Raw genomic sequence first — 23,778 nt, 5'->3', positions numbered from 1 at the left:
AACACAAGCGTGTCTCGCGTCCACTGTGCGGTTCTGAAAGAACCGAACACCCCCCAACACCCCAGCCTCCAGGGCTGCGTGGTGGTGGGGTCCGGTCAACTTTCACAGCGTTACGGCGGTCATGGCGAGAGGGAAACGCCCGGTCTCATTCCGAACCCGGAAGCTAAGCCTCTCAGCGCCGATGGTACTGCCCGGGGGACCGGGTGGGAGAGTAGGACACCGCCGGACACCATTCCCAGAACGGGGTCACAGCACAGCTGTGACCCCGTTCTGGCGTTCCCGGGACAATTCCGAGCCGTCGTGCGGCGAGGTGCGGAAACCGGATCGTCACACCCCGGCAGTACGGTCGATCCGTCCATGACGGAAGGGGATCCGTGCACCTGTCACCGCACGAGCAGGAGCGGCTGCTGCTGAGCTACGCGGCCGAGTTGGCCCGGCGCCGGCAGGCCCGGGGGCTCAAGCTCAACCTCCCCGAGGCCACCGCCCTGGTTGCCGACCACGTGCTCGAGGGTGCCCGCGACGGGGTCCTGGTCACCGAGCTCATGCAGAGCGGCCGCACGGTCCTCACCCGCGACGACGTGATGGACGGTGTCCCCGAGCTGCTCGAGGAGGTGCAGGTGGAGGCGACCTTCCCCGACGGGACCAAGCTGGTGACCGTCCACCACCCGATCCCGTGATCCCCGGTGAGGTCATCCCGGCGGAGGGGTGGATCGAGACGCTCCCCGGCGCCCCGCGCACCGAGGTCCAAGTGGTGAACACCGGCGACCGTCCCGTGCAGGTGGGCTCCCACTTCCACTTCGCGCAGGCCAACGCCGCCCTCGACTTCGACCGTGCCGCCGCGCACGGCCAGCGCCTCGACATCGCCGCCGGCACGGCCGTGCGGTTCGAACCCGGCATCGAGCAGACGGTGGTGCTGGTGCCCCTGGCCGGCGCGCGGGTCGTGCCGGGCCTGACCGCGGAAGGGGGTCTGGGCTGATGGTCCGGCTGTCCCGGGAGCGCTACGCCCAGCTGTACGGCCCCACCACGGGTGACCGCATCCGGCTGGCCGACACCGACCTGCTCATCGAGGTCACCGAGGACCGCTCCGGTGGCCCTGGCGCCGCCGGTGAAGAAGCGGTGTTCGGCGGCGGCAAGGTCATCCGTGAGTCGATGGGCCAGGGCCGGGCCACCCGCGCCGAGGGTGCGCCCGACCTGGTCATCACCGGCGCCGTCGTGCTCGACCACTGGGGGGTCGTCAAGGCCGACGTCGGCATCCGCGACGGGCGCATCGTCGCCCTCGGCAAGGCCGGCAACCCCGACACGATGGACGGCGTCCACCCCGACCTCGTCATCGGCCCGGCCACGGAGGTGCTCGCCGGCAACGGCAAGATCCTCACCGCCGGCGGCATCGACTGCCACGTGCACTTCATCTGCCCGCAGATCGTGCCCACCGCGCTCGGCTCCGGGGTCACCACGCTGATCGGTGGCGGCACCGGTCCCGCCGAGGGGTCCAAGGCCACCACCATCACCCCGGGCGACTGGTACCTGGCCCGGATGCTGGAGTCGATGGACGTCTGGCCGGTCAACGTCGCCCTGCTGGGCAAGGGCAACACCGTCTCGCACGCCTCGCTGGAGGAGCAGCTGCGCGCCGGCGCGAGCGGGTTCAAGCTGCACGAGGACTGGGGCTCTACCCCGGCCGCGATCGACGCCGCGCTCACGGTCGCCGGCCGGCACGGCGTCCCCGTCGCGCTGCACTCGGACACCCTGAACGAGGCCGGCTTCGTCGAGGACACCCTGGCCGCCATCGCCGGCCGCAGCATCCACGCCTACCACACCGAGGGTGCCGGGGGCGGGCACGCGCCCGACATCATCACGGTCGCCGGCCACCCGAACGTGCTGCCCAGCAGCACGAACCCGACCCGGCCGCACACCGTCAACACCCTCGACGAGCACCTCGACATGCTCATGGTCTGCCACCACCTCGACAGCTCCGTGCCCGAGGACCTGGCCTTCGCCGAGAGCCGGATCCGGCCCACGACCATCGCGGCCGAGGACCTGCTGCACGACATCGGGGCCATCTCGATGATCGGGTCCGACGCGCAGGCGATGGGCCGGGTCGGTGAGGTCGTGATGCGCACGTGGCAGACCGCGCACGTCATGAAGCGCCGCCGGGGCTCGCTGCCCGGCGACGGCGCGGCCGACAACGCCCGCGCTCGCCGGTACGTCGCCAAGTACACGATCTGCCCCGCCGTCGCGCACGGCATCGACGGGGAGGTGGGTTCGGTGGAGCCCGGCAAGCTCGCCGACCTGGTCCTGTGGGACCCGAAGACGTTCGGGGTCCGGCCGCACGTGGTGCTCAAGGGCGGGATGATCGCCTGGGGGCAGATGGGTGATGCCAACGCCTCGATCCCGACCCCGCAGCCGGTCTACCCGCGGCCCATGTACGGCGCCTACGGCAAGGTCCCGGCGTTGACCTCGGTCCACTTCGTCGCCCAGGCAGCGATCGACGCGGGCCTGGCCGACCGGTTGGCCGTCGACCGCCGACTGGCCGCGGTCGGCGACACCAGCCGGCTGGGCAAGGCCGACATGCCCGAGAACACCGCACTCCCCGACATCCGGGTCGACCCGCACACCTTCACGGTGTCGGTCGACGGTGAGGTCTGGGAGCCCGAGCCGGTCGCCGAGCTGCCGATGGCCCAGCGCTACTTCCTGTTCTGACCATGACCGCTGCGCTGCTCACCCTCGCCGACTCGCGGCTGCCCGCCGGGGGGCACACGCACTCCGGTGGCGTCGAGCAGGCCATCGCCGCGGGGGTGGTCCACGACCCGCGCAGCCTCGAGGTGTTCCTGCGTCGTCGGCTGACCACCGCGGGGGCCACCGCCGCCGGCCTGGCCGCCGCAGCCTGCCGCGTGGTCCGCTCGCCCGGCGACAGTGGTCCGCCAGGGGACGACCCGGCCCCCGGCGGAGCGGCCCGGGACGGCCTGGCCCGGCTCGACGCCGAGGCCGACGCCCGGACCCCCTCCCCGGCGTTGCGGCAGGCGTCCCGGCAACAGGGCCGTGGCCTGGTCCGCGTCGGCCGGCGGGCCTGGCCGACCACGCTGTGGGACGAACTGCCCCCGCACCCCCACCACCCGCTGGCGCTGGGCGTCGCCGCCGCGGCCGCCGGACTGCAGCCGACCGACGCGGCGCAGGCCGCCGCCTACCTGGCGATCACCGGCTCGGCGACCGCCGCGCAACGACTGCTGGCCATGGACCCGATCACCGTCGCGACCGTCACCGCCCGGCTCACCTCGGACGTCGACGCCGTCGCCCAGCACGCCGTCACCCAGCACGCCGCCGACCAGCCGGGGCCGGACCCGGCCTGGCTGCCGGCTGACACCGACCCGCTGCTCGATCTGCTCGCCGAGGTGCACGCGGCCCGCGACGACCGCTACTTCGCCTCGTGACACCGACCTGCCCCGCCCAGCGCGGGACACCCACGACCCCGACCGCCACGACCCCCGGGAGCGACCATGCCGCCTGACCACCTGCTCGACGACTACGTGGACCCCTACGACGACCCCGCCGCCCGCGGCCACCGCCACGGCCCGTTGCGGGTGGGCCTCGGCGGTCCGGTCGGCTCGGGCAAGACCGCGCTGGCCGCCGCGCTGTGCCGCACCCTGGGCGCCGAGCTCGACCTCGCCGTCGTCACCAACGACATCTACACGACCGAGGACGCCGACTTCCTGCGCCGCAACGCCGTGCTGCCCGACGACCGCATCGAGGCCGTGCAGACCGGCTGCTGCCCGCACACCGCTATCCGCGACGACATCACCGCCAACCTCGACGCCGTCGAGCTGCTCGAGTCCCGCCACCCCGGCCTGGAGCTGGTGCTGGTCGAGTCCGGCGGTGACAACCTCACCGCCTCGTTCAGCTACGGCCTGGTCGACGTGCAGATCTTCGTGGTCGACGTCGCCGGCGGGGACAAGGTGCCGCGCAAGGGCGGGCCCGGCGTCACCGCCTCGGACCTGCTGGTGGTCAACAAGACCGACCTCGCACCGCTGGTGGGCGCCGACCTGGACGTCATGCGCCGCGACGCCGCCGCCGTGCGGGCCGACAAGCCCACCCTGCTGATCTCCCTGCGCGAGGACCCGGCCGCCACCGAGGTGGCCGGCTGGGTGCGCCAGCAGCTGCGGAGCCGCGCGGCCCAGCACGCGTGAGGACCCTCGTCGAGGTGGTCGCCCGCGCCGGACCGGGCGGGCGCACCGTGCTGCCCGTCGTCCGCGCGAGCGGCCAGCTCGCCGTGCGGCGGACCGGTCCGTCCACCGTGCACCTGGTCGCCACCGCGTTCGGGCCGCTGGGCGGGGACTACGCCGAGGTCCGGCTCGTCGTCGAGGCCGGTGCGCGGCTGGCGGTGCGCACCGTCGCGGCCGCGGTCGTGCTGCCCGCGCGCGGCGAGTCACCACCGTCGGTGCAGCGGGTCCGCGCCGAGGTCGCCGGCGTCCTGGACCTGCGGGCCGAGCCCACGGTGGTCACCCGCGGCGCCGCCCACCACGCGCTGCTGCACGCCGAGCTCGACGACGACGCCGAGCTGACCGCCACCGAGCAGGTGCAGCTCGGCCGGGTCGGCGAGGAGCCCGGCCGCTGGACCGGGACCACCCGCGTCGAGCGGGCCGGCGTCCCGCTGCTGCACACCACCGTCGGGCTGGGCCCCGGGGCGCCGGCCTGGCTGCCCCCCGTCGCCCCGCGCGCCTACGCCAGCACCGTGCACGCCGGTCGCGCCCTCGACCGGGCCACCGGGACCGACGCCGTCCGGCTGCCGCTGGAGCGTGGTTGGGTGGCGACCGCCTGGGGGGACCGGCTCGCCGCCACCCTGGGCCGGCTGGCCCTGCTCGAGGGCGCCGCACCGGTCGAGGAGGCCCTGTGATCGTCCGCGCCCGACGTGTCGTGCTGCCCGACGGGGAGCGCCCGGCCGCCGTGCACGTCACCGGCGGCCGAATCACCGCCGTCACCGGGTTCGACGACGTCACCGGCGGCGACGAGGTCACGACCCTGGCCGACGACGAGGTGCTGCTGCCCGGCCTGGTCGACAGCCACGTGCACGTCAACGAGCCCGGCCGCACCGAGTGGGAGGGCTTCGCCAGCGCCACCCGGGCCGCCGCGGCCGGTGGCATCACCACCGTCGTGGACATGCCGCTGAACTCGATCCCGCCCACCACCACCCTCGACGGCCTGGCCGCCAAGCGGTCGGTGGCCGCGGGCCAGGTGTCGGTCGACGTCGCCTTCTGGGGCGGCGCCGTCCCCGGGAACACCGGCGAGCTGCGGCCGATGCTCGACGCCGGGGTGGTCGGCTTCAAGTGCTTCCTGCTCGACAGCGGCGTCCCCGAGTTCCCGCCGCTGGACGACGCCGGGCTGCGCGAGGTGCTGACCGAGCTCGCCGCCGTCGACGGGCTGCTCATCGCGCACTGCGAGGACGAGGCCACCATCGAGGCCGCCCCCGACCCGGACGGGCGCAGCTACGCCGGCTTCCTCGCCTCGCGCCCGCCGGCCGCCGAGGAGACCGCCATCGCGCGGCTGCTCGCCGCGGCCGCCGACACCGGCGCTCGGGTGCACGTGGTCCACCTGGCCGACGCGGGGGCGCTGCCGCTGCTGCGCCGGGCGCGGGCCGACGGCGTCCGGGTCACGGTGGAGACCTGCCCGCACTACCTGACCTTCGCCGCCGACGAGGTCCCCGACGGCGACACCGCCTACAAGTGCTGCCCGCCGATCCGCGAGGCCGCCCACCGCGAGGCGCTCTGGCAGGCCCTCGCCGACGGCGACGTCGACCTGGTGGTCAGCGACCACTCGCCGTGCACGCCCGAGCTCAAGCGGCTCGACGTCGGCGACTTCGGGCTGGCCTGGGGCGGCATCGCCGGGCTGCAGGTGACGCTGCCGGCGGTGTGGACCGGGGCGCGGGCCCGCGGCCTCGGGCTGGGCCGGGTGGTGGAGCTGATGTCGGCGGCGCCGGCGGCGCTGGCCGGGCTGCCCGCCAAGGGCGGCATCGCGGTCGGCAAGGACGCGGACCTGGTGGCCTTCGCCCCCGACGCCGTGGCCACCGTGGGGCGGCTGGAGCACCGCAACCCGGTGACGCCCTACACCGGGCGGGAGCTGACGGGGGTGGTGCGGCGGGTGTGGTTGCGGGGCGGACCCGTGGACGGCGCACCGCGCGGCCGGCTGCTCGACCGGGGCGCCTAGGGACCTAGGACTGCGGTTCCTCCCGGGCCGCCTCGTCCAGCACCTGCGGGTCGTCGTCGACCCCGCCGGCGGGGTCGGGTCCGCCGAGCGCGTCCTCGGCGGGGAGGTCGCGCACGTGCTCCTCGGCGCGGGCGCGCAGGTCGTCGTCGGGGTGGGTCATGGTGTCCTCCTGCGGACGTCGGATCGGTGCCCGCTCGACCTACCCGCTCTGCGACAGTGACCACACCCGGTGAACGGAGACCGATGACCCACCCCGCCCCCGACTGGACGGCGTTGCCCGACCTCGCGAACCGCGCCCAGGGCGGTGCCGTGGTCGCCGCGAACGACGAGTTCTTCGCCGCCCGGGAGAACCTGGTGCTGCCCGGTCCGGCGCAGGCCCGCCCCGACTTCGGGCACAAGGGCAAGGAGTACGACGGCTGGGAGACCCGCCGTCGCCGCGAGCCGGGCGAGGACTGGGCGGTCGTCCGGCTCGGCACCCCGGGCGTGGTCGCCGGCGTGGTCGTCGACACCGCGTTCTTCCTGGGCAACTACCCGCCGCAGGCGTCCGTGCAGGCCGTCGCCGTCGAGGGGCACCCGTCGGTCGAGGAGCTCGTCGCCGCCGACTGGCAGCCGCTGCTGCCCCGCGTCGACCTGGCCGGCGGCACCGCCAACGCCTTCGCCGTCGAGCCGGGCCCGCGGGTCACCCACGTCCGGCTCACCATCCACCCGGACGGCGGCGTGGCCCGCTTCCGGGTGCACGGCACCGCCGTCCCCGACCCCCGCTTCCTCGACGCCGGGCCCTTCGACCTGGCCGCGCTGGAGAACGGCGGCCGGGTCACCGCGGTCAGCAACGCCTTCTACGGCAGCCCGCACCAGCTCCTCGGCCGCGGCGACGCGGCGAACATGGGTGGCGGGTGGGAGAACGCCCGCCGGCGCGGGGACGGCAACGACTGGGTCGACGTGCAGCTGGCCTGCGAGGGCGTCGTCGCCCTCGCCGAGCTCGACACCTCGTACTTCCTCGGCAACGCACCGGGTGCCGCGGCGCTGACGGGGCGCACCGCCGACGGGACCGAGGTCGAGCTGCTGCCCCGCACCCGGCTGCAGCCCGACACCCGGCACCGGTTCCTGCTCGCGGACGCCCCCGGGGTGGTCAGCGTCCGGCTGGACGTCTTCCCCGACGGCGGCATGGCCCGGCTGCGGCTGTGGGGCCGGGCCACCGAGGCCGGCCGGGCCCAGTTGCAGCGGGCCTTCGACGGACGGGGCCCCGGCGCGTCCCGTTGACGCCTCAGCCGGCGCGCAGCGCCTCGACCAGGGTGTCGAGGTCGGCGTCGGTGACGTCCAGGTGCGGGGAGACCCGCAGCACCGGCTCCGCCAGCTCGCCCGGTGCGCGCGCCGGCAGGCACAGGGTGGTCACCACGCCGTGCTCGGCGCGCAGCCGGGCGTGGGCGGTGACGACGTCCGGGCCGGTCAGCGTGGTGGACGCCGTCGGCTCGTCCAGCGGCTCGACCGCGGTCCAGCCGGGGACGTCGACGAGCCGCTCGCGCACCGCGCGGCCGATGCCGGCCAGCCGCTCGCGCACCGCGACCGGCCCCGCGGCCAGGTGCTCGCCGATCGCCAGGGTCAGCCCGACCCGGCCGGCCACGTGCGCGTCGTGGGTCTCGTAGGACAGCGCGTCCGCCGGGTCGCCCTGCACCGGCCGCAGGCCGGCCCGGAACCCCGGGCGGGTGACGAGGAACCCGACCCCGCGCGGGCCGGCCAGCCACTTGCGGGAGGTGCCGTAGACGACGTCGGCCGGGACGTCGCAGTCGACCTGGCCCAGTGCCTGCGCGGCGTCGACCACCAGGGGCACCCCGGTGGCCCGGCACAGGCGGGACAGCTCGGTCCAGGGCTGGACGACGCCGCGGTGGCTGGCCACCACGGTCAGGTGCACCGCGGCCGGCGGGTCGGCGCGCACCAGCCGGGCGGTGGCGTCCAGGTCGAGCCGGCCCAGGTCGTCGGCGGGCAGCACCAGCGGATCCAGCCCGGCGTGCGCCAGCGCGGCGAGGTTGCCGTGGTACTCCCCGGGCAGCACGCCGATGCGTGACCCGGCGGGCAGGGACCAGGCGTCGAGCAGGATGCGGATCGACGACGAGGCGCTCTCGGTGAACGAGACGTCCGCGGCGGCCATCCCGACCAGCCCGGCCAGCACCGACCGGCCCTGCTGCAGCAGCATCTCGGCGGACTCCTCCGCCACGTAGCCGCCGACCTCGGCCTCGTGCCGGGCGTGGTGGGCCACCGCGTCGAGCACCTTGGCCGACTGCCGGCTGCAGGCCGCGGAGTCCAGGTGCACGCCGGCGGGCCGGGGACGGGCAGCGCGCCAGGCGGCGCCGAGCTCCGGGTGGGGGAGGGTCACCGCCCCATCCTCGCCGGGGTGGCTCAGAACGGTGTGGCCAGGGTGACCGCGAAGTCGCCGTCGGGGTCGGTCCAGCACTCGGCGACCCGCAGCCCGGCCGCGGCCAGCTCCTGCGCCACCTGCTCGGTGCGGAACTTGGTGGAGACCTCGGTGCGCAGGTCCTCGCCCGCCGCGAAGGGCACTGCCAGGTCCAGCGCGCCGATGCGCACCACCTGGTCGCGGACCGACCGCAGCCGCATCTCGATCCAGGAGTTCTCCGGGTCCCAGAGCGCGACGTGGTCGAAGGCGTCCAGGTCGGCGTCGGCGTCGAGCTCGCGGTCGACGACGGCCAGCACGTTCTTGTTGAACGCCGCGGTCACCCCGGCCGCGTCGTCGTAGGCCGCGACCAGCCGGCCGGTGTCCTTGACCAGGTCGGTGCCGAGCAGGAACCAGTCGCCCGGGTCGAGCATCGCGCCCACGTCGGCCAGGAACGCCGCCCTCGGTCCGGGCTCGAGGTTGCCGATCGTGGAGCCGAGGAAGGCCACCAGCCGGGTGCCCTCCCGGGGCAGCTTGCCCAGGTGCTGGGTGAAGTCGCCGACGGCGGCGTCGACGGCGAGGTCGGGGAACCGGTCACCGATCACCTGGCCGGCGTGGCGCAGCACGGAGGCGTCGACGTCGAAGGGCACGAACCGGCGCAGGGTGCCAGCGGTGGTCAGCGCGTCCAGCAGCAGCTGGGTCTTCTCCGACGTCCCGCTGCCGAGCTCGACCAGGGTGTCCGCGCCCGACAGCACCGCCACCTCGTCGGCGTGCTCGGCGAGGATCGCCCGCTCGGCCCGGGTCGGGTAGTACTCGGGCAGCCGGGTGATCTCGTCGAACAGCTCGCTGCCGCGCGCGTCGTAGAACCAGGTCGGCGGCAGCGTCTTGGGCATCGCCGTCAGCCCGGCGAGCACGTCGGCGCGCAGTGCGGCGCCGGCGTCGACCGGTCCGAGGTGGTCGGTCAGGGTGAAGCTCACTGCAGGGCCTCCAGGGCGGTGCCGTCGGGGGTGACCGTCACCAGGTGCCGGTCGGGGACGTCGGTCCAGCGGGGGTCGTCGTCGTAGGGCTCGCTGGCCAGCACGGTGCCCTCGTCGGTGGCGAGCACCGAGAGCGTGTCGCCCCACGTGGTGGCCAGCAGCCGGGTGCCGTCGGTGGCCAGCAGGTTCAGCCGGGCCGCGGGGTCCGCCGTCCCCACCTCGACGACGACGTCGCCGAGGGCGGTCGCGCCGCGGGCGAAGACCACCGCGGCGAGCTGCGCGCTGTCGCAGACCGACTCCGCCCCGGGGGCGGGCGGCAGCACGGCGCGGTCGACCCGGCCGTTGTGGGACAGCAGCCAGGTGCCGTCGGTGAACGGTGCGGCGGCGGTCTCGTCGACCGGCATGCCGACGGTCGCCGACCGGACGGCGGCCAGCACGCAGGACGAGGACACCGCCGGTGCCACCGAGGCGAAGGACGCCGAGCCCCACAGCGGGGTGGCCGCGCGCCAGCGAGCGGGCTCCGGCCGGTCCGGCGCCCACCAGCCCACGCCCCAGCCGTCGGCGTTGACCGTGCCGTGCCGCTGGCGCCGCGGCGCGTAGGACTGCACGAGCAGGGAGGACGGCGGCTCCAGCACCAGCGAGGCCAGCGTGCGCGGCCGGCCCAGGTAGGCGAGGTGCCTACACATCCCAGGCCAGCCGGACGCCGCTGAAGACCTGGCGCCGCTGCGGGTGGTCCCAGTTGCGGAAGCTGGGCCGCAGGATCGACGCGCCCACCGCCCACGCCCCGCCGCGCAGCACCTTGTAGTCGCCGCCGAAGAACGGGGCGGAGTAGTCGGCGTAGAGCATCGGGGTGAAGCCGGGCCACGCGGTGAAGTCTGAGGAGGTCCACTCCCACACGTCGCCCATCAGCTGCTCGACGCCGTAGGCCGAGGCGCCGGCGGGGTAGGCGCCGACCGGGGCCGGGCGCAGTGCGGTGCCGCCGAGGTTGGCCGTCTCCGGGGTCGGCTCGGTGGAGCCCCAGGGGTACCGGCGGCGACGGCCGGTGGCCGGGTCCCAGGCGGCGGCCTTCTCCCACTCGACCTCGGTCGGCAGCCGGGCGCCGGCCCACCGGGCGTAGGCGTCGGCCTCGAACCAGGAGACGTGCTGGACCGGTTCGTCACCGGGCACCTCCTCGACCACCCCGAACCGGGTGCGGGTGCCGTCGCCGTGCCAGCCCATCGGGTGCGCCAGACCCATGTCGGTGCGCACCTGCCAGCCCCGCCCGCTCCACAGCTCGGGGCGGTCGTAGCCGCCGTCGGAGACGAACCGGGCGTACTCGGCGTTGGTGACCGGCACCCGGCCGATCCGGAAGGCGGGGACGTCGACGGTGTGCGCGCCGCGCTCGTTGTCCAGGCTGAACGGCTCGGCCGTGCCGTCGACGCCGATGACCGCGGAGCCGCCGGGGACCAGCACCGAGGTGCCGGCGACGCCGGGCCGGCCGGGGGGCAGCGGGGTGCCGGTGCCGAGGACGGCGGGGCCGCGCCGCAGCTGCAGGGTCTGCAGCATGGTCTCGTCGTGCTGCTGCTCGTGGCTGACCACCATGGCCACCTCGAATGCGTCGGCCTCGGCCACCCGGTCCAGCACCCGGGCGCGGACCTCGGAGACGTACCCGCGCGCCTCCACCGGCGGCAGGAGCGGGAGCGTGGAGCGGACCGCGCGGGGGTGGGTGAAGGCGTCGTAGAGCTGCTCGACGTCCGGGGGCAGGATGCCGCAGCGGCCGGCCTGGCCGCCGCGCAGCAGCCAGAGGTCCTCCTGCTGGCCGATGTGCGCGAGGTCCCACACCAGCGGGCTCATCAGCGGGTCGTGCTGGCGCAGCAGCTCGGGCTCGTCCAGGTCGGTGAGGTGCAGGGTGCGGTCGCGGGCGGCGGTCAGGTCGCGGACGACGGCGTCGATGTCGGTCCTGAGGTCGGTCACTGGTCCTCCTCGGTGGCCGCGAGCAGCGCGGCCTCGGGTCCGTGGGCTCGGGCGGTGGTGAGCACGGCGGCGCCGGGTCCGGTGCCGGCCTCGACCTGCTCGGCGAGGGCGTGCACGGCCGTGCGCAGGTCGGCGGGCACCCGGTCGGCGGCCGCGGCCAGGCAGTCGCGGGCGGCGGCGTGCAGCGCGGGGTCGGTCAGGCCGAGCCGGGCGGCGGCGGTCCACCGGCCGACGACGGGCAGGCAGGCCGCGGCGGCGGCGTCCGCGGCGTCCGGGTCGTCGAGCAGGGTGGCGGCCACCGCGGCGACGGCGGGCCAGGCCGGGCCGGCGTCGAGGTAGCGGACCTCCAGGAACCCGCGCAGCCGGACCGGCGGGAACAGGGTGGTCAGGTGGTAGTCCAGGTCGGCGGCCGACGGGCGCCGGCCCCCGAGCAGGGTGGTGCCCGCGGCCCAGTCGGCGAACGGGACCCGGCCGGTGACCGGCTCGGCGCCGCCCTCGTCGGTGAACCGGACCAGCATCACCGGGGCGGCGAGGGCGTAGTCGGCCCACTCCTCGGCCGGGTCGCGGCGGCCCAGCAGCGGCCCGCAGCGGGCCTGGTCCAGGTCGCCCCAGATCTGCTGGCGGGTCGAGGCCCACCCGGTCTCCCGGCCGGCCAGCATCGGGGAGCTGGCCGACACCGCGACCAGCACCGGGCCCAGCGCGTGCGCCAGCGCGACCCGGTCGTGCTGCTCGGCCGGCGTGCCGGCCTCCAGGTTCAGCTGCACCGACGCGGTGGAGGTCATCATCGCCGCACCGGCGACGGGGCACCCGACGGCGGTGAAGTGCTGCTCCATGGCGGCGTAGCGCGGGCCGGGGCTGACCCGCGCGGCCGGGCGGGCGGGGTCGGTGCCCAGCGGGGCCAGGCCGAGGCCCGCGGCGCCCAGCACCGAGCGCAGCACGGCCGCGTCGGCGCGCAGGCCCGCCACCGCGGCGGCGACGTCGTCCCCCGGCGGGCCGGACAGCTCGACCTGGCCGCCGGGCTCGAGGGTGACCCGGCTGCGCCCGGGCAGCGGGCCGAGGTCCTCGACCAGCCCGGTGATCCGCGCCCACGGCACCCGGCGCCCCGGGTGCGCCCGGTCGACGAGGTGGGCCTCGAGCTCCAGGCCCACCGGCCCGGGTGCGGCGGGCGCCAGCGCTCCCCGCCGGACGTGCTCGCGCGCCTCGTCGACGCCGGCCAGCTCGCCGACGTGCTCGCCGTGCACGGACATGGCCACGGCCACCCCCTCCAGGTCCGGACCGGTCGACGACGACCGCGGGTCGGTGCGGGGGCGGCTCGCACTGCGCGGGCCGTCCTCGGTGACCACCTTGCACACGACCTACCTCCCGGGGCAACCCCGGGGGCACGTCGACACCTCCCGTTCACCCGCGCAGGATGGGGTGGTGGCACGGGACCGGGACGCCGAGGGCCGGGCGCGCAGCGCCCGCCCCCGCGACGGGCTCGGGCGGCCGCTGCCCTACGGCTCCCCGGACGTCCCGCGGGCACCCGAGGGCGTGGTCCGGACGGCGGAGCAGACCCTCGACGAGGCACAGGCGCTGCTCGACGCCGGCCGGCCCTTCCACGCCCACGAGGTGTTCGAGGACGCCTGGAAGACCGGGCCGGAGGACCAGCGCCAGCTCTGGCGGGGGCTCGCGCAGCTGGCGGTGGGGCTGACCCACGCCGCCCGGGGCAACGCCGTCGGTGCCCGGACGCTGCGCGACCGGGCGGCCGGTCACCTGGACGCCGCGGCACCGGTGGCCGCCGTCCTGGGGGTGGACGCCGGGGCCCTGGCCGCGTGGGCGCGGGGCCCGGCGGAGGACGGGTGGCCGCGGCTCAGGCGGTGACGAGGCGGGCGCCGCGGCGCCGGCGGACGAGCTTGGCGGCGAGGAGGACCAGCACGGCCACGCCGACCACCAGGGGCACGGCGACGTAGACGTCGGGGTCCAGCGGCGGCATCAGGTTCGCCGCCGTGGTGCCGCTGGTGACCAGCACGCTGGCCCACACCACGGCGCCGGCGAACTGGGCGACGGCGAAGCGCCGGTAGGGCACCCCGGCCGCGGCGGCCGCCCGGGGCGTGAGGGTGCGGGTGCCGGCGACGCACTGGGCGACCGCGACGGCCACCAGCGGGTGCTCGCGCAGCCCGCGGAAGACCTTGGACAGCAGGCTGCGGACCTTCCCCCTGGCCTTGAGCGGGGCGTCGCTGTGCGCGCCCCGCCACCACGACAGGTGGGCGCCGACCACGGTGGCCGCGGTGACGACGGCGATGACCAGCAGCAGCGGGAAGCCGCGGTTGACCGCCAGCCAGCCCGCCGCGAGCGCGGCGGTGCTGCCGGGGAGCAGCATGCCGACCAGGAAGGCGGCCTCGGCGACCAGGACGACGGCGATCACGGCCAGGCCCGTGCCCCGCGGGGCGCTGGCCAGGGCGTGCAGGATGTCGTCCACGGCGCGGGTGCTACCCCGCGGGTGCCCCCGACGAACCCGGGCGGGGCCGCAGCGCCTCGACCGCGCGGTGCAGGAACCGGGCCACGACCTGCACCTCCTCGTCGGTCATGCCCTCGAGCACCGCGCCGACGTCCTCGGCCATCGGGGTGAAGAACGCCTGGGCGAGGTCGCGGGCGGTGTCCTGCACCCGGAGCACCACCCGGCGCCGGTCGGTGGTGGAGCGCTCGCGCACCAGGTGGCCCGACCGCTCGAGCCGGTCGACCAGCGCGGTGGTGGCGGGGGAGGACAGCCGCAGCTCGGTGGCCAGCAGGCCCGGGGTCATCTCCCGGCCGGCCACGGCGGCACCCACCACGACGGCCAGCGCGTCCAGGTCGGTGCGGTGCAGGCCGTGGGCGTCGCCGAAGACGGCCGCCGTCCGGTTGCTCTCCACGGCGACCGAGCGGAGGAGCAGGACGACCTCGCGGTGCGCTGCGTCCACCGTCACCTCCGGGTTTCGGTCCGATAGTTCCACGGTAGAGAGATCTGGTCGTCGAGAAGCGTGCGAGGAGTCGGACATGAAGGACACCACACGGGTGGTCGCGGTCGCCGTGGCCGCCGTCGCCCAGGTCGCCGGGAGCCCGCTGGGGAGCGCCCTGTCCGGGCGGAGCGTCGGGGACGTGAGCGACGGGGCCCGTTCGCTGGTCACCCCGGCCGGCTACGCGTTCAGCATCTGGGGCGTGGTCTTCCTGGGGTCGCTGGCCTGGGCCGCCCACCAGGCGCTGCCGTCGCAGCGCGCCAGCGAGGTGCACCGGCGCACCGGCTGGCCGCTCGCGCTGGCCTTCGCCGGCAACGCGGTGTGGGAGGTGGTGTACCCGTTCGGGTCGCCCGCGGCGCAGTGGACCGCGCAGGTGCTCATCTTCGGCATCACCGCGGCCGCCGCGGTGGCCTACGCCCGGCTGCAGGACCTCGACGTGACCGGGGCCGCCCGGGTGCTGCCCGCCGCCACCGCCGGCCTGCTGCTGGGCTGGGTGACCGTGGCGCCGGTGGCCGACGTCGGGAACACCGGGGTGGCGCTGCTGGGCATCGACCCCGGCTCCGCCGCCAGCCAGGTCTGGGCGGTCCTCGCGATGGTCGCGGTGGCGGTCATCGGCGGCGCGCTGGTGCTGGCCTCGAGGGTCGCGGCCGGGCCGTTCGCCCTCGCCGTCGTCTGGGGCACCACCGCGATCGCCGCGGCCGGCGGCCCGCTGCCGGTCACCGTGGCCGCGCTGGGCGCCGCGGTGGTCGTCGCCGGGTCGCTGGTCATCCGGGCCCTGGCGCTGCGCAGGCGCCGGGAGGCGCTGCTCGTCGGCTGATCACGAACGCGGTCCGCGGGTGGGCGGGTTGTGGTCGCAGAGTTCGGTGGTGCACCGCTGGACCCCGCCGTCCCCGGGACCGACCATCGACGGCGTGACGAGCGACGTTGCCCTGACCACCCCGCCCGCGCCGACGCCGCCGGTGCGCGGGCCGGTCACCTCGGCGTCCTACTCGATCACCGTGCGGCTCTCGGCCGACGGCGACCCGGCCAGCGTCGGCCGCATCGCCACCGCCGTGGGCTCGGCGGGCGGCGCGGTCACCGCGCTGGACGTCGTGGAGTCCCGCTCCGACGGGCTGACCGTCGACGTCACCTGCTCGGCCGCCGACGCCGCGCACTCCGAGGAGGTCGTCGCCGCGCTGGACGCCCTGCCGGACGTGCACGTGCGCAAGGTCAGCGACCGCACCTTCCTCCTGCACCTGGGCGGCAAGATCGAGGTGGGCTCCAAGGTCCCCCTGCGGACCCGCGACGACCTGTCCATGGCCTACACCCCCGGCGTCGCCCGGGTCTGCCTGGCGCTGGCCGACCACCCCGAGGACGTGCGCCGGCTGACCATCAAGGGCAACACCGTCGCGGTGGTGACGGACGGGTCCGCCGTGCTGGGCCTGGGCGACATCGGGCCGGGCGCGGCCATGCCGGTCATGGAGGGCAAGGCGGCGCTGTTCAAGCGGTTCGGCGACATCGACGCCTGGCCGATCTGCCTGGACACCCAGGACGTCGACGAGATCGTGCGCACCGTCGAGCTCATCGCCCCCGGCTTCGGGGGCATCAACCTCGAGGACATCGCCGCGCCCCGCTGCTTCGAGATCGAGGCCCGGCTGCGCGCCAAGCTCGACATCCCGGTGTTCCACGACGACCAGCACGGGACGGCGATCGTGGCCCTCGCCGCCCTGCGCAACGCGCTGCGGGTGGTGGACAAGGAGCTGGCCGACGTGCGCATCGTGGTCGCCGGCGGCGGCGCGGCCGGGACGGCGATCGTCTCCCTGCTGCTGGAGGCCGGTGCCCGGCACGTGCTGGTGTGGGACCGCGAGGGCGTGCTCTCCCCGGACGACGACCGGCTCTCCCCGGCCAAGCTCGAGCTGGCGCGGCGGACCAACCCCGCGTGCGTGCGCGGTGAGCTGACCGACGCGCTGGTCGGGGCCGACGTGTTCATCGGCGTCAGCGCCGGCAACGTGCTGCCGGTCGAGGCGCTGGAGCACATGGCCGAGCGCTCCATCGTCTTCCCGATGGCCAACCCGACGCCGGAGGTGGACCCGATCCGGGCCCGCGCGCACTGCGCGGTCGTCGCGTCGGGCCGGTCGGACCTGCCCAACCAGATCAACAACGTGCTGGCCTTCCCCGGGGTGTTCCGGGGCCTGCTGGACGCCCGGGCCACCGAGATCCGACCCGGGATGCTGCTGGCCGCGGCCGACGCGCTGGCCGCCGTGGTCCGGGACGACCAGCTCAACGCCAACTACATCATCCCCAGCGTCTTCGACACCGCGGCGACGGAGGCGGTGGCGAAGGCGGTCGAGGAGTCGGCCCGGCACACCCCCGGGGCCACCGTCGACCTGGACGAGGACAGCCTCCCGGTCTGATCTAAGGTGAGCCTCACCTAACTAATAGGAGGCTCACCGTGGCACGCCCGACCACCCCGATCGCCCTCGCCGTCGCCGCCGGCGTGCTGCTCGCCGGCTGCGGCACGGACGCTCCGGCGCCGGCGGCGCAGCCGGAGGAGGGCACCCGCTCGGTCGTGCACGCGCTGGGCACCACCGAGATCACCGGCACGCCCGAGCGGGTCGTGGTGCTGGACTCCGGTGAGCTGGACGCGGTCACCGCGCTCGGCGTCGTGCCCGTGGGCGCGGTGGAGACCGAGGGCCTGCTCGACGAGCTGGCCGCCACCCACGGCTTCGACGCCGACGACGTGGCGGTCGTCGGGTCGATCGCCGAGCCCGACCTGGAGGCGGTCGCCGCGCTGCAGCCGGACCTGATCCTCACCAACGCCGTCCGGCACGAGGCCATCCACGAGCAGCTCTCGGCCCTCGCGCCGACCGTGCAGGCCGCCGAGCTGGGCGCGGTGTGGCAGGAGAACTTCCTCCTCGACGCCGAGGCCCTGGGGATGACCGAGCGGGCGGAGGAGATCCTGGCCGACTACGAGCGCCGGGTGGAGGAGATCGGTGCCGCGTGGGGCGACCCGGGTGCCACCGAGGTCGCCGTCCTGCGGTTCATGGGCGGGGACCAGATCCGGGCCTACGCCCGGGGGTCCTTCGTCGGCAGCGTGCTGGAGGACGTGGGGTTCCGGTGGCCGGCCGCGCTGGACACCACCGACAACCGGGTGGAGCTGACCGCGGAGTCCCTGGACCTGGTCACCTCCGACGTCGTGTTCTGGTCGCCCGGGTTCAGCGACGGCGGGGCGGCGGAGTCGGCGTCGCTGATGGCGGGCGAGCTGTGGACCTCGCTGCCCCCGGTGCAGGCCGGCGGTGCCCACGAGGTCGACGACAGCCGCTGGTTCCTGGGCCTGGGCCCGACGGGTGCCGGCCTGGTCCTCGACGACCTCGCGGAGATCACCGCCTCCCGCTGACCACCCCGGCCGGGGGACGGCACGTGGACGCGGTGGAGCCCGGAGGGCGACCATGTACAGGTGCCGGAGCTGCCCGAGGTCGAAGCGTTGGCTGCGTTCCTGCGGGAGAACGCCGTCGGCAAGGTGGTCACCCGGGTCGACCTCGCCGGCATCCAGACCCTGAAGACGTTCGACCCGCCGCTGGGGTCGCTGGCCGGCCTGGAGGTCACCGGTGCCGGCCGCGCCGGGAAGTTCCTCGACCTGGACGTCTCGGGGATCCACCTCGTGGTGCACCTGGCCCGCGCGGGCTGGCTGCACTGGCGCGCCGAGCTGCCCACGGCCCCGCCCAAGCCGGGCAAGGGGCCGCTCGCCGTCCGGGTGCACCTGGACGACGGCGCCGGCTTCGACCTGACCGAGCAGGGCACCCGCAAGGGCCTGGCGGTCTACGTCGTCCGGTCGCCGTCCTCGGAGGTGCCGGGCATCGCGCGGCTGGGCCCGGACGCCCTGGAGGTGGACGCGGAGTCCTTCACCGCGCTGATGCGCGGGCGCAAGGGCCAGCTCAAGGGCGCGCTGACCGACCAGACGCTGCTGGCCGGCATCGGCAACGCCTACTCCGACGAGATCCTGCACGTGGCGAAGCTGTCGCCGTTCAAGGGCGCGGACAAGCTCACCGACGAGGAGGCGCTGCGGCTGTACGACGCGGTGCGCACCACGCTCACCGACGCGCTGGAGCGCCAGGTCGGCCAGCAGGCGGCCAAGCTCAAGGGCGAGAAGCGGGCCAACCTGCGGGTGCACGCCCGCACCGGCCTGCCGTGTCCGGTGTGCGGGGACACGGTGCGCGAGGTGTCCTTCGCCGACACGTCGCTGCAGTACTGCCCGACCTGCCAGACCGGCGGCAAGCCGCTGGCCGACCGGCGGATGTCCAAGCTCCTGCGCTGACGGGCCCGGCACGAGGCAGGGGAAGCCCTGCACCCGCCCCCGGGGCCCGGAGGTGGGTGCAGGGCTTCCCCTGCCTGGCGGGTCAGGCGTCGGCGGGCTCGAACGCGGCGCGGTCGACCTTGCGGTGGTACCGCGAGCCGAGCTTGCCGCCGAGCATCGCGCCGAGCAGCGTCACCAGCAGGACCGCGCCCAGGGCGATCAGACCGCCCGTGGTGGCGGTGCCGGAGTCGACCGGCAGCGACGGCAGGTTGAGCTGGTCGAAGAAGTTGTACTGCGTGCCCAGCACCAGCCCGGCGAGCGCGGCCAGCACGAGGACGATGATCCCCCACAGCCAGACGCCGAGGCCCTGCTTGGTGCCGTTGAACCGGGCCATCCGGCCGGCCACGTAGCCACCGGCCAGGTAGGCGATGAACAGCACGACGAGCAGCGCGATCGCCGCGCCCAGGCCGATGCCGGTGTCCGCCTGGTCGGCGGCCTGCTGCGGGGTGCCGAGCGTGGAGTAGAGACCGAAGGCCAGGCCCGCGGCGGAGAGGATCGCCAGCAGGATCACCGCGATGCCCACCGCGCTCATCCAGCCGAAGAACGCCGAGCCCATGTGCAGGCCGCCGTAGCGGGCGCGCTGGACGGCCGCCATCTCCTTGGCCGAGGTCGGGATGACGGCGCCGGTCCGGTCGTCGCGGCCGTCGCCGTCGCGGTCGACCGGGGCCGCCGCCACCGGGGTGCCCGCCGCGACGGTGTCGTGCCGGTGGTCGTCGTGCCGGACCTCGTCGTGACGCAGGTCGGCGTGGTCGTCGTGGCGCAGGTCGGCGTGGTCGCCGTGGTGGCGGTCGCCGTGCCGGGCCGCGGTGTCGGTGGCGGTGCGGTCCGCGAACGGGTCGGCGGCGTGCGCCGGCGTGGAGGCGCCGGCGCCCGGTGCCGCGTCGTTGGCCGGGCTGGTGCCCGGTGCCGCGTAGGTCCGGTCGGCGGTGGGGTCGGCGAAGCCCTGCTGGCCCGCGGTGCTGCCGGTTCCGGGCTGTGCCCCGTACCGCGCGTTCGGGTCGGGGGTCGTGCCCCGGGTGTCGTCGGCCATGGTGCGTCCCCTCCTGGGAGGTCGGCACCGGGGCCTGGTCGGCCCCGGTCGTCGACGCTGTGTGCCCACGACGCCCGGTGGCGAACCCCCGCCGGGCTCACTCGGCGACGGCGGTCCACCAGTCGGGCGTCTGCGGGACGTCGCCGGTGAGGTCCAGCCGCTCGCCCGGCCGGGGGACGACGACCGGGACGTCGCCGGCCGCGGCCAGCAGCCGGTCGACGGGCTCGGCCCACGCGTGGAAGGCCAGGTTGAAGGTGGCCCAGTGGATGGGCAGCAGCACGCGGCCGCCCAGGTCGCCGTGCGCGCGGACGGCCTCCTCGGGGTCCATGTGGATCGCCGGCCACTGCGGGGCGTAGGCGCCGACCGGCAGCAGGGTCAGGTCGAAGGGGCCGTGCTGGGCGCCGATGGCGGCGAAGGCGGGGTGGTAGCCGGTGTCCCCGCCGAAGAAGACGCGGTGCCGCGGCCCGCGGACCACCCAGGAGGACCACAGCGTGTCGTCGCGGGTGAGGCCGCGGCCGGAGAAGTGCCGGGCCTCGGCGCACACCAGGGTCAGCTCGCCGACGCGGTGCTCGCCGTCCCAGTCCAGCTCGACGACCCGGTCGGCGGGCACGCCCCAGCGGCGCAGGTGCTCCCCGATGCCCAGCGGCACGACGAAGGGGGCGTCCTGCTCGCGGACCAGCCGCTCGACCGTGGGCAGGTCGAGGTGGTCGTAGTGGTCGTGGCTGATCAGGACGGCGTCCACCCGGGGCAGCTCCTCCAGCGGGCCGGGCACCGGGTGCAGCCGCTTGGGCCCGACCACGGCCGACGGCGACACCCGCTCGCCCCAGACCGGGTCGACGAGCACGCGCGCGCCGTCGACCTCGAGCAGGGCGCTGGCGTGCCCGAACCAGGTGACTGCGAGGTCGGCGGCCTTCGCGGGCAGCTGCGGGGTGACGAGGGGGACCGGCCGGGCCGGCGCGCCGCGGCGGCGGCTGCGGCGCAGCTCGCGGACCAGCTCGGCCCGGTCGCCGTCGACGGCCGTCGGGGTGGGCAGCGTGTTGCGGAACTTGCCGTCGGAGAAGTTCGGCGACCCGGCGACCGTCGGGCGCAGGGCGCGGCGGCCGGCGCCCAGTGCGCGCGGCACGCCCCAGGCGGCGCGGGTGACCAGGGCCGCGGGGACGGCGAGGGCGGCGGTGAGCGCGGCGGTGAGCGGGGGGCGGTGGCGGGTCGGCACGCCCCCAGCATCCCCGGCCCGGCGTCGGCCCGCCGCGACCGGGGACGCCGCCGTCAGCCGGTGGGGGTGGTGGACGTCGTGGTGGACGACGTGCTGGACGACGAACTGGACGACGTGCTGGTCGGTGTCGTCGTGCCGGGTGTCGTCGTGGTGGGCGAGGTGCTGGTGGGCGGCGACGTGGTGGTGGGCGACGTGCTGCCCGGCGTCGTGGTGGTCGGCGTCGTGGTGGCGGGTGCCGTCGTGGTGGGCGGCGACGTGGTGGTGGGCGTCGTGCTGCCCGGCGTCGTGGTGGTCGGCGTCGTGGTGGTCGGCGCCGTCGTGGTGGTGGTCGGGGGAGCCGTGGTGGTGGGGACCGGCGGGGCCGTCGTCCCGGCGTCGGTGGGCACCGACGAGGCCGCCGTGGTCGGGGGTACCGAGGAGGGCACCGCGGTGGTGGGCGGCAGCGAGCCGGGCGTGGCGGGCACCAGGGTGGTCGTCACGACCGCGGTGAGCGCCGGCGGCAGCGTAGTGCGCGCCGTGGACGCGGGCGCGGCGGCCGGCGGGGTGCCCGGCGGCGGGGTGGTGAGCGGGGCCGGCGGCAGCGACGTGGCCGACGACGGCGCCGGGGTGGTGGCCGACCCCTCGGTGGCGGTCGTGGTGCTGCCGGCGGGGGAGCCGGTCCAGCTGGGTGCGGCGACCGGGGGGACCTCGGTGGGGGTGCCGCCCTCGGGCGCGGCGGCGGCGAGCAGGGTCAGGCCACCGGCGGCGGCGGCACCCAGGCCCAGCGCGGCGACGGGCAGGGCGCGTCGGCGCATCCGCCGGGCGCGGGGACGACGGGGGACCACGCGGACCGGGGGTGCCGGGGGGACGACCTCGGCGGGCACCACGACGGGCACGTCGCCGGTGTCGGCGTGCCGTCCGTAGTTGTCCGCATCGGGGTCCAGCCAGGGCTGGCGCGGGGTGTCCTCGGCGTCCGTCATGGGCTGCGGTCCTCCGTCCTGGGTGGCCACCCATGGCACCACGGGGACGGTGCACCTGCACGCTGACCTGCGCGTATGTGGCGCAACGTCCTCGGCTGCTCACGGAACGGCGTCGGAGCCGGGGGTGGGCGCACCGGTGCGCGAGGATGCCGGGACCACCGAGGGAAGGGGTCGCCCGTGGACGACGTCTCGGCCATCCTGCTGGCCGTCCTGGTCGGCGGCGTGCTCGCCGGGCTGCTGCGGCTGCCCCCGCTGCTGGGTTTCCTGGCCGCCGGCTTCGTGCTCGCCCCGCTGGGGGTGCAGGCCCCGCCCGAGCTGTCCACGGTGGCCGACCTGGGCGTCACCGTGCTGCTGTTCGGGGTCGGGCTCAAGGTCGACCTGCGCTCGCTGGTGCGGCGGGAGGTGTGGCTGACCTCCTCGGTGCACGCCCTGGTGTCCACCGGGGTGACCGCGGGCCTGCTGGGGCTGCTCGCCGTCCTCGGCGTGGGCCTGGCGGCCGACGGCGGCCCGCGGGCGTGGCTGCTCATCGGGTTCGCGCTGTCGTTCTCCAGCACGGTGTTCGTGGTCAAGGTGCTCGAGGAGCGCGGGGCCACCCAGACGCTCACCGGGCGGTTGGCCATCGGCGTGCTCGTGGTGCAGGACCTGCTCGCGGTGGTGTTCCTCGCGGTGGCCGAGGGCACCGCGCCCAGCCCCTGGGCGCTGCTGCTCGTGCTGCTCGTCCCCGCCGCGCCGCTGCTGCGCGGGGTGCTCGCCCGGCTGGGCCACGACGAGCTGCTGCCGCTCTACGGGATCGTGCTGGCGCTGGTGCCCGGGTACGCGCTGTTCTCGGCGCTCGGGGTCAAGGGTGACCTCGGTGCGCTGCTGCTGGGCGTGCTGCTGGCCGGCCAGCCGCGCTCGGCGGAGCTGGCCCGCTCCCTGTTCAGCATCAAGGACCTGCTGCTGGTCGGGTTCTTCGTCTCGATCGGCCTCGCGGGGCTGCCCACCGGCGCCGAGCTGCTGGTCGCCGGGGTGCTGCTGCTGGCGCTGCCGGTGCAGGGCCTGGCCTTCGTCGTGCTCTTCTACCTGGCCCGGCTGCGCCGGCGCACCGCGGTGTTCACCGCCACCGCGCTGACCAACTTCTCGGAGTTCGGGCTGATCGTGGTCGTGGCGCTGCCCGACGACCTGCTGGACCCGGGCTGGGCCACCCCGCTGGCGGCGGCGGTCGCGGCGTCCTTCGTGCTGCCCTCCCTGGTCGGTGACCGGCCCGACCGGCTGGTGGTCGCGCTGCGCCGCTGGCTGCCCGACCGCCCCGACCACCGGCTGCACCCCGACGACCGGCCGCTGGACCTGGGCGACGCGCAGGCCGTCGTCCTCGGCATGGGCCGGGTGGGCTCGGCGGCGCACCGGCGGCTGGCCGGGGAGTACGGGCTGCGGGTCATCGGGATCGAGGCCGACCCCGGCCGGGTGGCCCAGCTGCAGGCCGAGGGCGTGCACCTGATCGAGGGCGACGCCACCGACCCGCGACTGTGGGAGGAGCTGGAGCTGCACCACGTGGAGCTGGTGCTGCTGGCCATGCCCGCCCACGACAACAACCTCGCCGCGCTGACCCGGCTGCGCGCGCACGGGTTCACCGGCGCGGTCGCCGCGGTGACCCAGTTCGACGACGACCTCGAGGAGATCCTGGCCGGCGGGGCCGACATCGGCCTGCAGCTGTACGAGGGCGCGGGCGCCGAGCTGGCCGACCGCGCCGTCGCCCGCCGCACCGACGCCGCCCCCTGAGAGGT

25 protein-coding genes and 1 rRNA gene are annotated in these 23,778 nt (G+C 76.0%); 16 read left to right on the top strand and 10 right to left on the bottom strand.

All coding sequences use genetic code 11. The features are described from left to right. Positions 1-111 precede the first annotated feature (111 nt). The 8 genes from rrf to allB all read left to right on the top strand — a co-directional run bounded on the left by rrf (position 112) and on the right by allB (position 6,192). Positions 112-228: ribosomal RNA gene (gene rrf, locus BLT39_RS04310) — 5S ribosomal RNA — on the top strand. A gap of 146 nt (positions 229-374) precedes the next feature. After that, positions 375-677 carry an urease subunit gamma gene (locus BLT39_RS04305; protein ID WP_091059011.1) on the top strand — a complete coding sequence of 101 codons (303 nt, stop codon included), beginning with the start codon at positions 375-377 and terminating at the stop codon, positions 675-677. Beyond that, on the top strand, positions 674-976 hold the full coding sequence (locus tag BLT39_RS04300) for an urease subunit beta (RefSeq protein WP_091059008.1): 303 nt from the start codon (positions 674-676) through the stop codon (positions 974-976). The genes BLT39_RS04305 and BLT39_RS04300 overlap by 4 nt, the downstream gene beginning before the upstream one ends. Beyond that, positions 976-2,697, top strand: coding sequence for an urease subunit alpha (locus BLT39_RS04295; RefSeq protein WP_091059005.1), 1,722 nt, complete (start codon positions 976-978; stop codon positions 2,695-2,697). Before BLT39_RS04300 ends, BLT39_RS04295 begins: the two co-directional genes overlap by 1 nt. A gap of 2 nt (positions 2,698-2,699) precedes the next feature. Next, positions 2,700-3,425: an urease accessory protein UreF gene (locus BLT39_RS04290; protein ID WP_091059001.1), complete on the top strand. Its 726-nt coding sequence runs from the start codon at positions 2,700-2,702 to the stop codon at positions 3,423-3,425. 66 nt (positions 3,426-3,491) lie between these two features. Next, positions 3,492-4,178 (top strand): urease accessory protein UreG, encoded by a 687-nt coding sequence (gene ureG, locus BLT39_RS04285; protein ID WP_091058997.1) that lies wholly within the window; start codon positions 3,492-3,494, stop codon positions 4,176-4,178. Next, positions 4,175-4,885, top strand: coding sequence for an urease accessory protein UreD (locus BLT39_RS04280; protein ID WP_091058994.1), 711 nt, complete (start codon positions 4,175-4,177; stop codon positions 4,883-4,885). The genes ureG and BLT39_RS04280 overlap by 4 nt, the downstream gene beginning before the upstream one ends. Continuing rightward, positions 4,882-6,192: an allantoinase AllB gene (gene allB / locus BLT39_RS04275; protein ID WP_091058990.1), complete on the top strand. Its 1,311-nt coding sequence runs from the start codon at positions 4,882-4,884 to the stop codon at positions 6,190-6,192. The genes BLT39_RS04280 and allB overlap by 4 nt, the downstream gene beginning before the upstream one ends. Before the next feature lie 4 nt (positions 6,193-6,196). On the opposite strand, the gene BLT39_RS22235 is transcribed toward allB, so the two are convergent. Further along, the gene (locus BLT39_RS22235; RefSeq protein ID WP_165640133.1) at positions 6,197-6,352 is read right to left on the bottom strand and encodes a hypothetical protein; all 156 of its coding nucleotides are present in this window, start codon (positions 6,350-6,352) and stop codon (positions 6,197-6,199) included. A gap of 83 nt (positions 6,353-6,435) precedes the next feature. On the opposite strand from BLT39_RS22235, the gene alc reads away from it, so the two are divergent. Continuing rightward, a complete protein-coding gene (gene alc / locus BLT39_RS04270) occupies positions 6,436-7,452 on the top strand; it encodes an allantoicase (RefSeq protein ID WP_091058985.1) in 1,017 nt (338 codons plus the stop codon). Positions 7,453-7,456: 4 nt separating this feature from the next. Here the strand turns inward: alc and egtE are convergent, their stop codons facing one another. Genes egtE through egtA form a run of 5 tightly spaced genes read right to left on the bottom strand, consistent with a single transcriptional unit; the run spans position 7,457 to position 12,755 of the window. Beyond that, on the bottom strand, positions 7,457-8,563 hold the full coding sequence (gene egtE, locus BLT39_RS04265) for an ergothioneine biosynthesis PLP-dependent enzyme EgtE (RefSeq protein ID WP_091058982.1): 1,107 nt from the start codon (positions 8,561-8,563) through the stop codon (positions 7,457-7,459). 23 nt (positions 8,564-8,586) lie between these two features. Then, positions 8,587-9,555: an L-histidine N(alpha)-methyltransferase gene (gene egtD / locus BLT39_RS04260; protein ID WP_091058979.1), complete on the bottom strand. Its 969-nt coding sequence runs from the start codon at positions 9,553-9,555 to the stop codon at positions 8,587-8,589. Beyond that, positions 9,552-10,241 carry an ergothioneine biosynthesis protein EgtC gene (gene egtC, locus BLT39_RS04255; protein ID WP_091058977.1) on the bottom strand — a complete coding sequence of 230 codons (690 nt, stop codon included), beginning with the start codon at positions 10,239-10,241 and terminating at the stop codon, positions 9,552-9,554. The genes egtD and egtC overlap by 4 nt, the downstream gene beginning before the upstream one ends. After that, on the bottom strand, positions 10,234-11,508 hold the full coding sequence (gene egtB, locus BLT39_RS04250; protein WP_091058975.1) for an ergothioneine biosynthesis protein EgtB: 1,275 nt from the start codon (positions 11,506-11,508) through the stop codon (positions 10,234-10,236). The genes egtC and egtB overlap by 8 nt, the downstream gene beginning before the upstream one ends. After that, positions 11,505-12,755: an ergothioneine biosynthesis glutamate--cysteine ligase EgtA gene (gene egtA / locus BLT39_RS04245; protein ID WP_091059498.1), complete on the bottom strand. Its 1,251-nt coding sequence runs from the start codon at positions 12,753-12,755 to the stop codon at positions 11,505-11,507. The genes egtB and egtA overlap by 4 nt, the downstream gene beginning before the upstream one ends. A 172-nt stretch (positions 12,756-12,927) precedes the next feature. On the opposite strand from egtA, the gene BLT39_RS04240 reads away from it, so the two are divergent. Then, complete coding sequence (locus BLT39_RS04240; protein WP_242658141.1) at positions 12,928-13,368, top strand: DUF309 domain-containing protein; 441 nt, start codon at positions 12,928-12,930, stop codon at positions 13,366-13,368. Here BLT39_RS04240 and BLT39_RS04235 read toward each other — a convergent pair. Continuing rightward, positions 13,358-13,966 (bottom strand): DedA family protein, encoded by a 609-nt coding sequence (locus BLT39_RS04235; RefSeq protein WP_091058969.1) that lies wholly within the window; start codon positions 13,964-13,966, stop codon positions 13,358-13,360. The genes BLT39_RS04240 and BLT39_RS04235 overlap by 11 nt on opposite strands. Positions 13,967-13,976: 10 nt before the next feature. Then, the gene (locus BLT39_RS04230) at positions 13,977-14,444 is read right to left on the bottom strand and encodes a MarR family winged helix-turn-helix transcriptional regulator (RefSeq protein ID WP_207507571.1); all 468 of its coding nucleotides are present in this window, start codon (positions 14,442-14,444) and stop codon (positions 13,977-13,979) included. 76 nt (positions 14,445-14,520) lie between these two features. Between BLT39_RS04230 and BLT39_RS04225 the strand changes: the two genes are divergently transcribed. From BLT39_RS04225 to BLT39_RS04210, 4 genes are all read left to right on the top strand, one after another. Continuing rightward, positions 14,521-15,297 (top strand): hypothetical protein, encoded by a 777-nt coding sequence (locus tag BLT39_RS04225; RefSeq protein WP_091058962.1) that lies wholly within the window; start codon positions 14,521-14,523, stop codon positions 15,295-15,297. Positions 15,298-15,391: 94 nt separating this feature from the next. Beyond that, on the top strand, positions 15,392-16,873 hold the full coding sequence (locus BLT39_RS04220; protein WP_242658140.1) for an NAD-dependent malic enzyme: 1,482 nt from the start codon (positions 15,392-15,394) through the stop codon (positions 16,871-16,873). 38 nt (positions 16,874-16,911) lie between these two features. Beyond that, positions 16,912-17,856, top strand: coding sequence for an ABC transporter substrate-binding protein (locus tag BLT39_RS04215; protein ID WP_091058959.1), 945 nt, complete (start codon positions 16,912-16,914; stop codon positions 17,854-17,856). Positions 17,857-17,916: 60 nt separating this feature from the next. After that, positions 17,917-18,774 (top strand): Fpg/Nei family DNA glycosylase, encoded by an 858-nt coding sequence (locus tag BLT39_RS04210; protein WP_091058956.1) that lies wholly within the window; start codon positions 17,917-17,919, stop codon positions 18,772-18,774. Between the two features lie 82 nt (positions 18,775-18,856). On the opposite strand, the gene BLT39_RS22885 is transcribed toward BLT39_RS04210, so the two are convergent. Together BLT39_RS22885 and BLT39_RS04200 are read right to left on the bottom strand one after the other, a co-directional pair. Then, a complete protein-coding gene (locus BLT39_RS22885) occupies positions 18,857-19,843 on the bottom strand; it encodes a YrzE family protein (protein ID WP_242658139.1) in 987 nt (328 codons plus the stop codon). A gap of 97 nt (positions 19,844-19,940) precedes the next feature. Further along, the gene (locus tag BLT39_RS04200) at positions 19,941-21,056 is read right to left on the bottom strand and encodes an MBL fold metallo-hydrolase (RefSeq protein ID WP_207507569.1); all 1,116 of its coding nucleotides are present in this window, start codon (positions 21,054-21,056) and stop codon (positions 19,941-19,943) included. On the opposite strand from BLT39_RS04200, the gene BLT39_RS22230 reads away from it, so the two are divergent. Together BLT39_RS22230 and BLT39_RS04190 are read left to right on the top strand one after the other, a co-directional pair. Continuing rightward, positions 21,042-21,959 carry a hypothetical protein gene (locus BLT39_RS22230; RefSeq protein ID WP_165640132.1) on the top strand — a complete coding sequence of 306 codons (918 nt, stop codon included), beginning with the start codon at positions 21,042-21,044 and terminating at the stop codon, positions 21,957-21,959. The genes BLT39_RS04200 and BLT39_RS22230 overlap by 15 nt on opposite strands. A 233-nt stretch (positions 21,960-22,192) precedes the next feature. Then, the gene (locus tag BLT39_RS04190) at positions 22,193-23,773 is read left to right on the top strand and encodes a cation:proton antiporter family protein (protein ID WP_207507567.1); all 1,581 of its coding nucleotides are present in this window, start codon (positions 22,193-22,195) and stop codon (positions 23,771-23,773) included. The last annotated feature ends 5 nt before the right edge of the window (positions 23,774-23,778 follow it).

The sequence above is a fragment of the Klenkia brasiliensis genome (assembly GCF_900100695.1).
Classification (GTDB): domain Bacteria; phylum Actinomycetota; class Actinomycetes; order Mycobacteriales; family Geodermatophilaceae; genus Klenkia; species Klenkia brasiliensis.
Note: the sequence above shows the minus strand (reverse complement) of the source record. Positions and strands in the feature narration are given on the sequence as shown.

Excerpts from the sequence above, each read along its gene's own strand:
- BLT39_RS04290 (WP_091059001.1), top strand. The coding sequence starts at position 2,700 with ATGACCGCTGCGCTGCTCACCCTCGCCGACTCGCGGCTGCCCGCCGGG.
- BLT39_RS22235 (WP_165640133.1), bottom strand. The coding sequence starts at position 6,352 with ATGACCCACCCCGACGACGACCTGCGCGCCCGCGCCGAGGAGCACGTG.
- egtC (WP_091058977.1), bottom strand. The coding sequence starts at position 10,241 with ATGTGTAGGCACCTCGCCTACCTGGGCCGGCCGCGCACGCTGGCCTCG.
- BLT39_RS04295 (WP_091059005.1), top strand. The coding sequence starts at position 976 with ATGGTCCGGCTGTCCCGGGAGCGCTACGCCCAGCTGTACGGCCCCACC.
- BLT39_RS22885 (WP_242658139.1), bottom strand. The coding sequence starts at position 19,843 with ATGGCCGACGACACCCGGGGCACGACCCCCGACCCGAACGCGCGGTAC.
- alc (WP_091058985.1), top strand. The coding sequence starts at position 6,436 with ATGACCCACCCCGCCCCCGACTGGACGGCGTTGCCCGACCTCGCGAAC.
- BLT39_RS04225 (WP_091058962.1), top strand. The coding sequence starts at position 14,521 with ATGAAGGACACCACACGGGTGGTCGCGGTCGCCGTGGCCGCCGTCGCC.
- egtA (WP_091059498.1), bottom strand. The coding sequence starts at position 12,755 with ATGTCCGTGCACGGCGAGCACGTCGGCGAGCTGGCCGGCGTCGACGAG.
- ureG (WP_091058997.1), top strand. The coding sequence starts at position 3,492 with ATGCCGCCTGACCACCTGCTCGACGACTACGTGGACCCCTACGACGAC.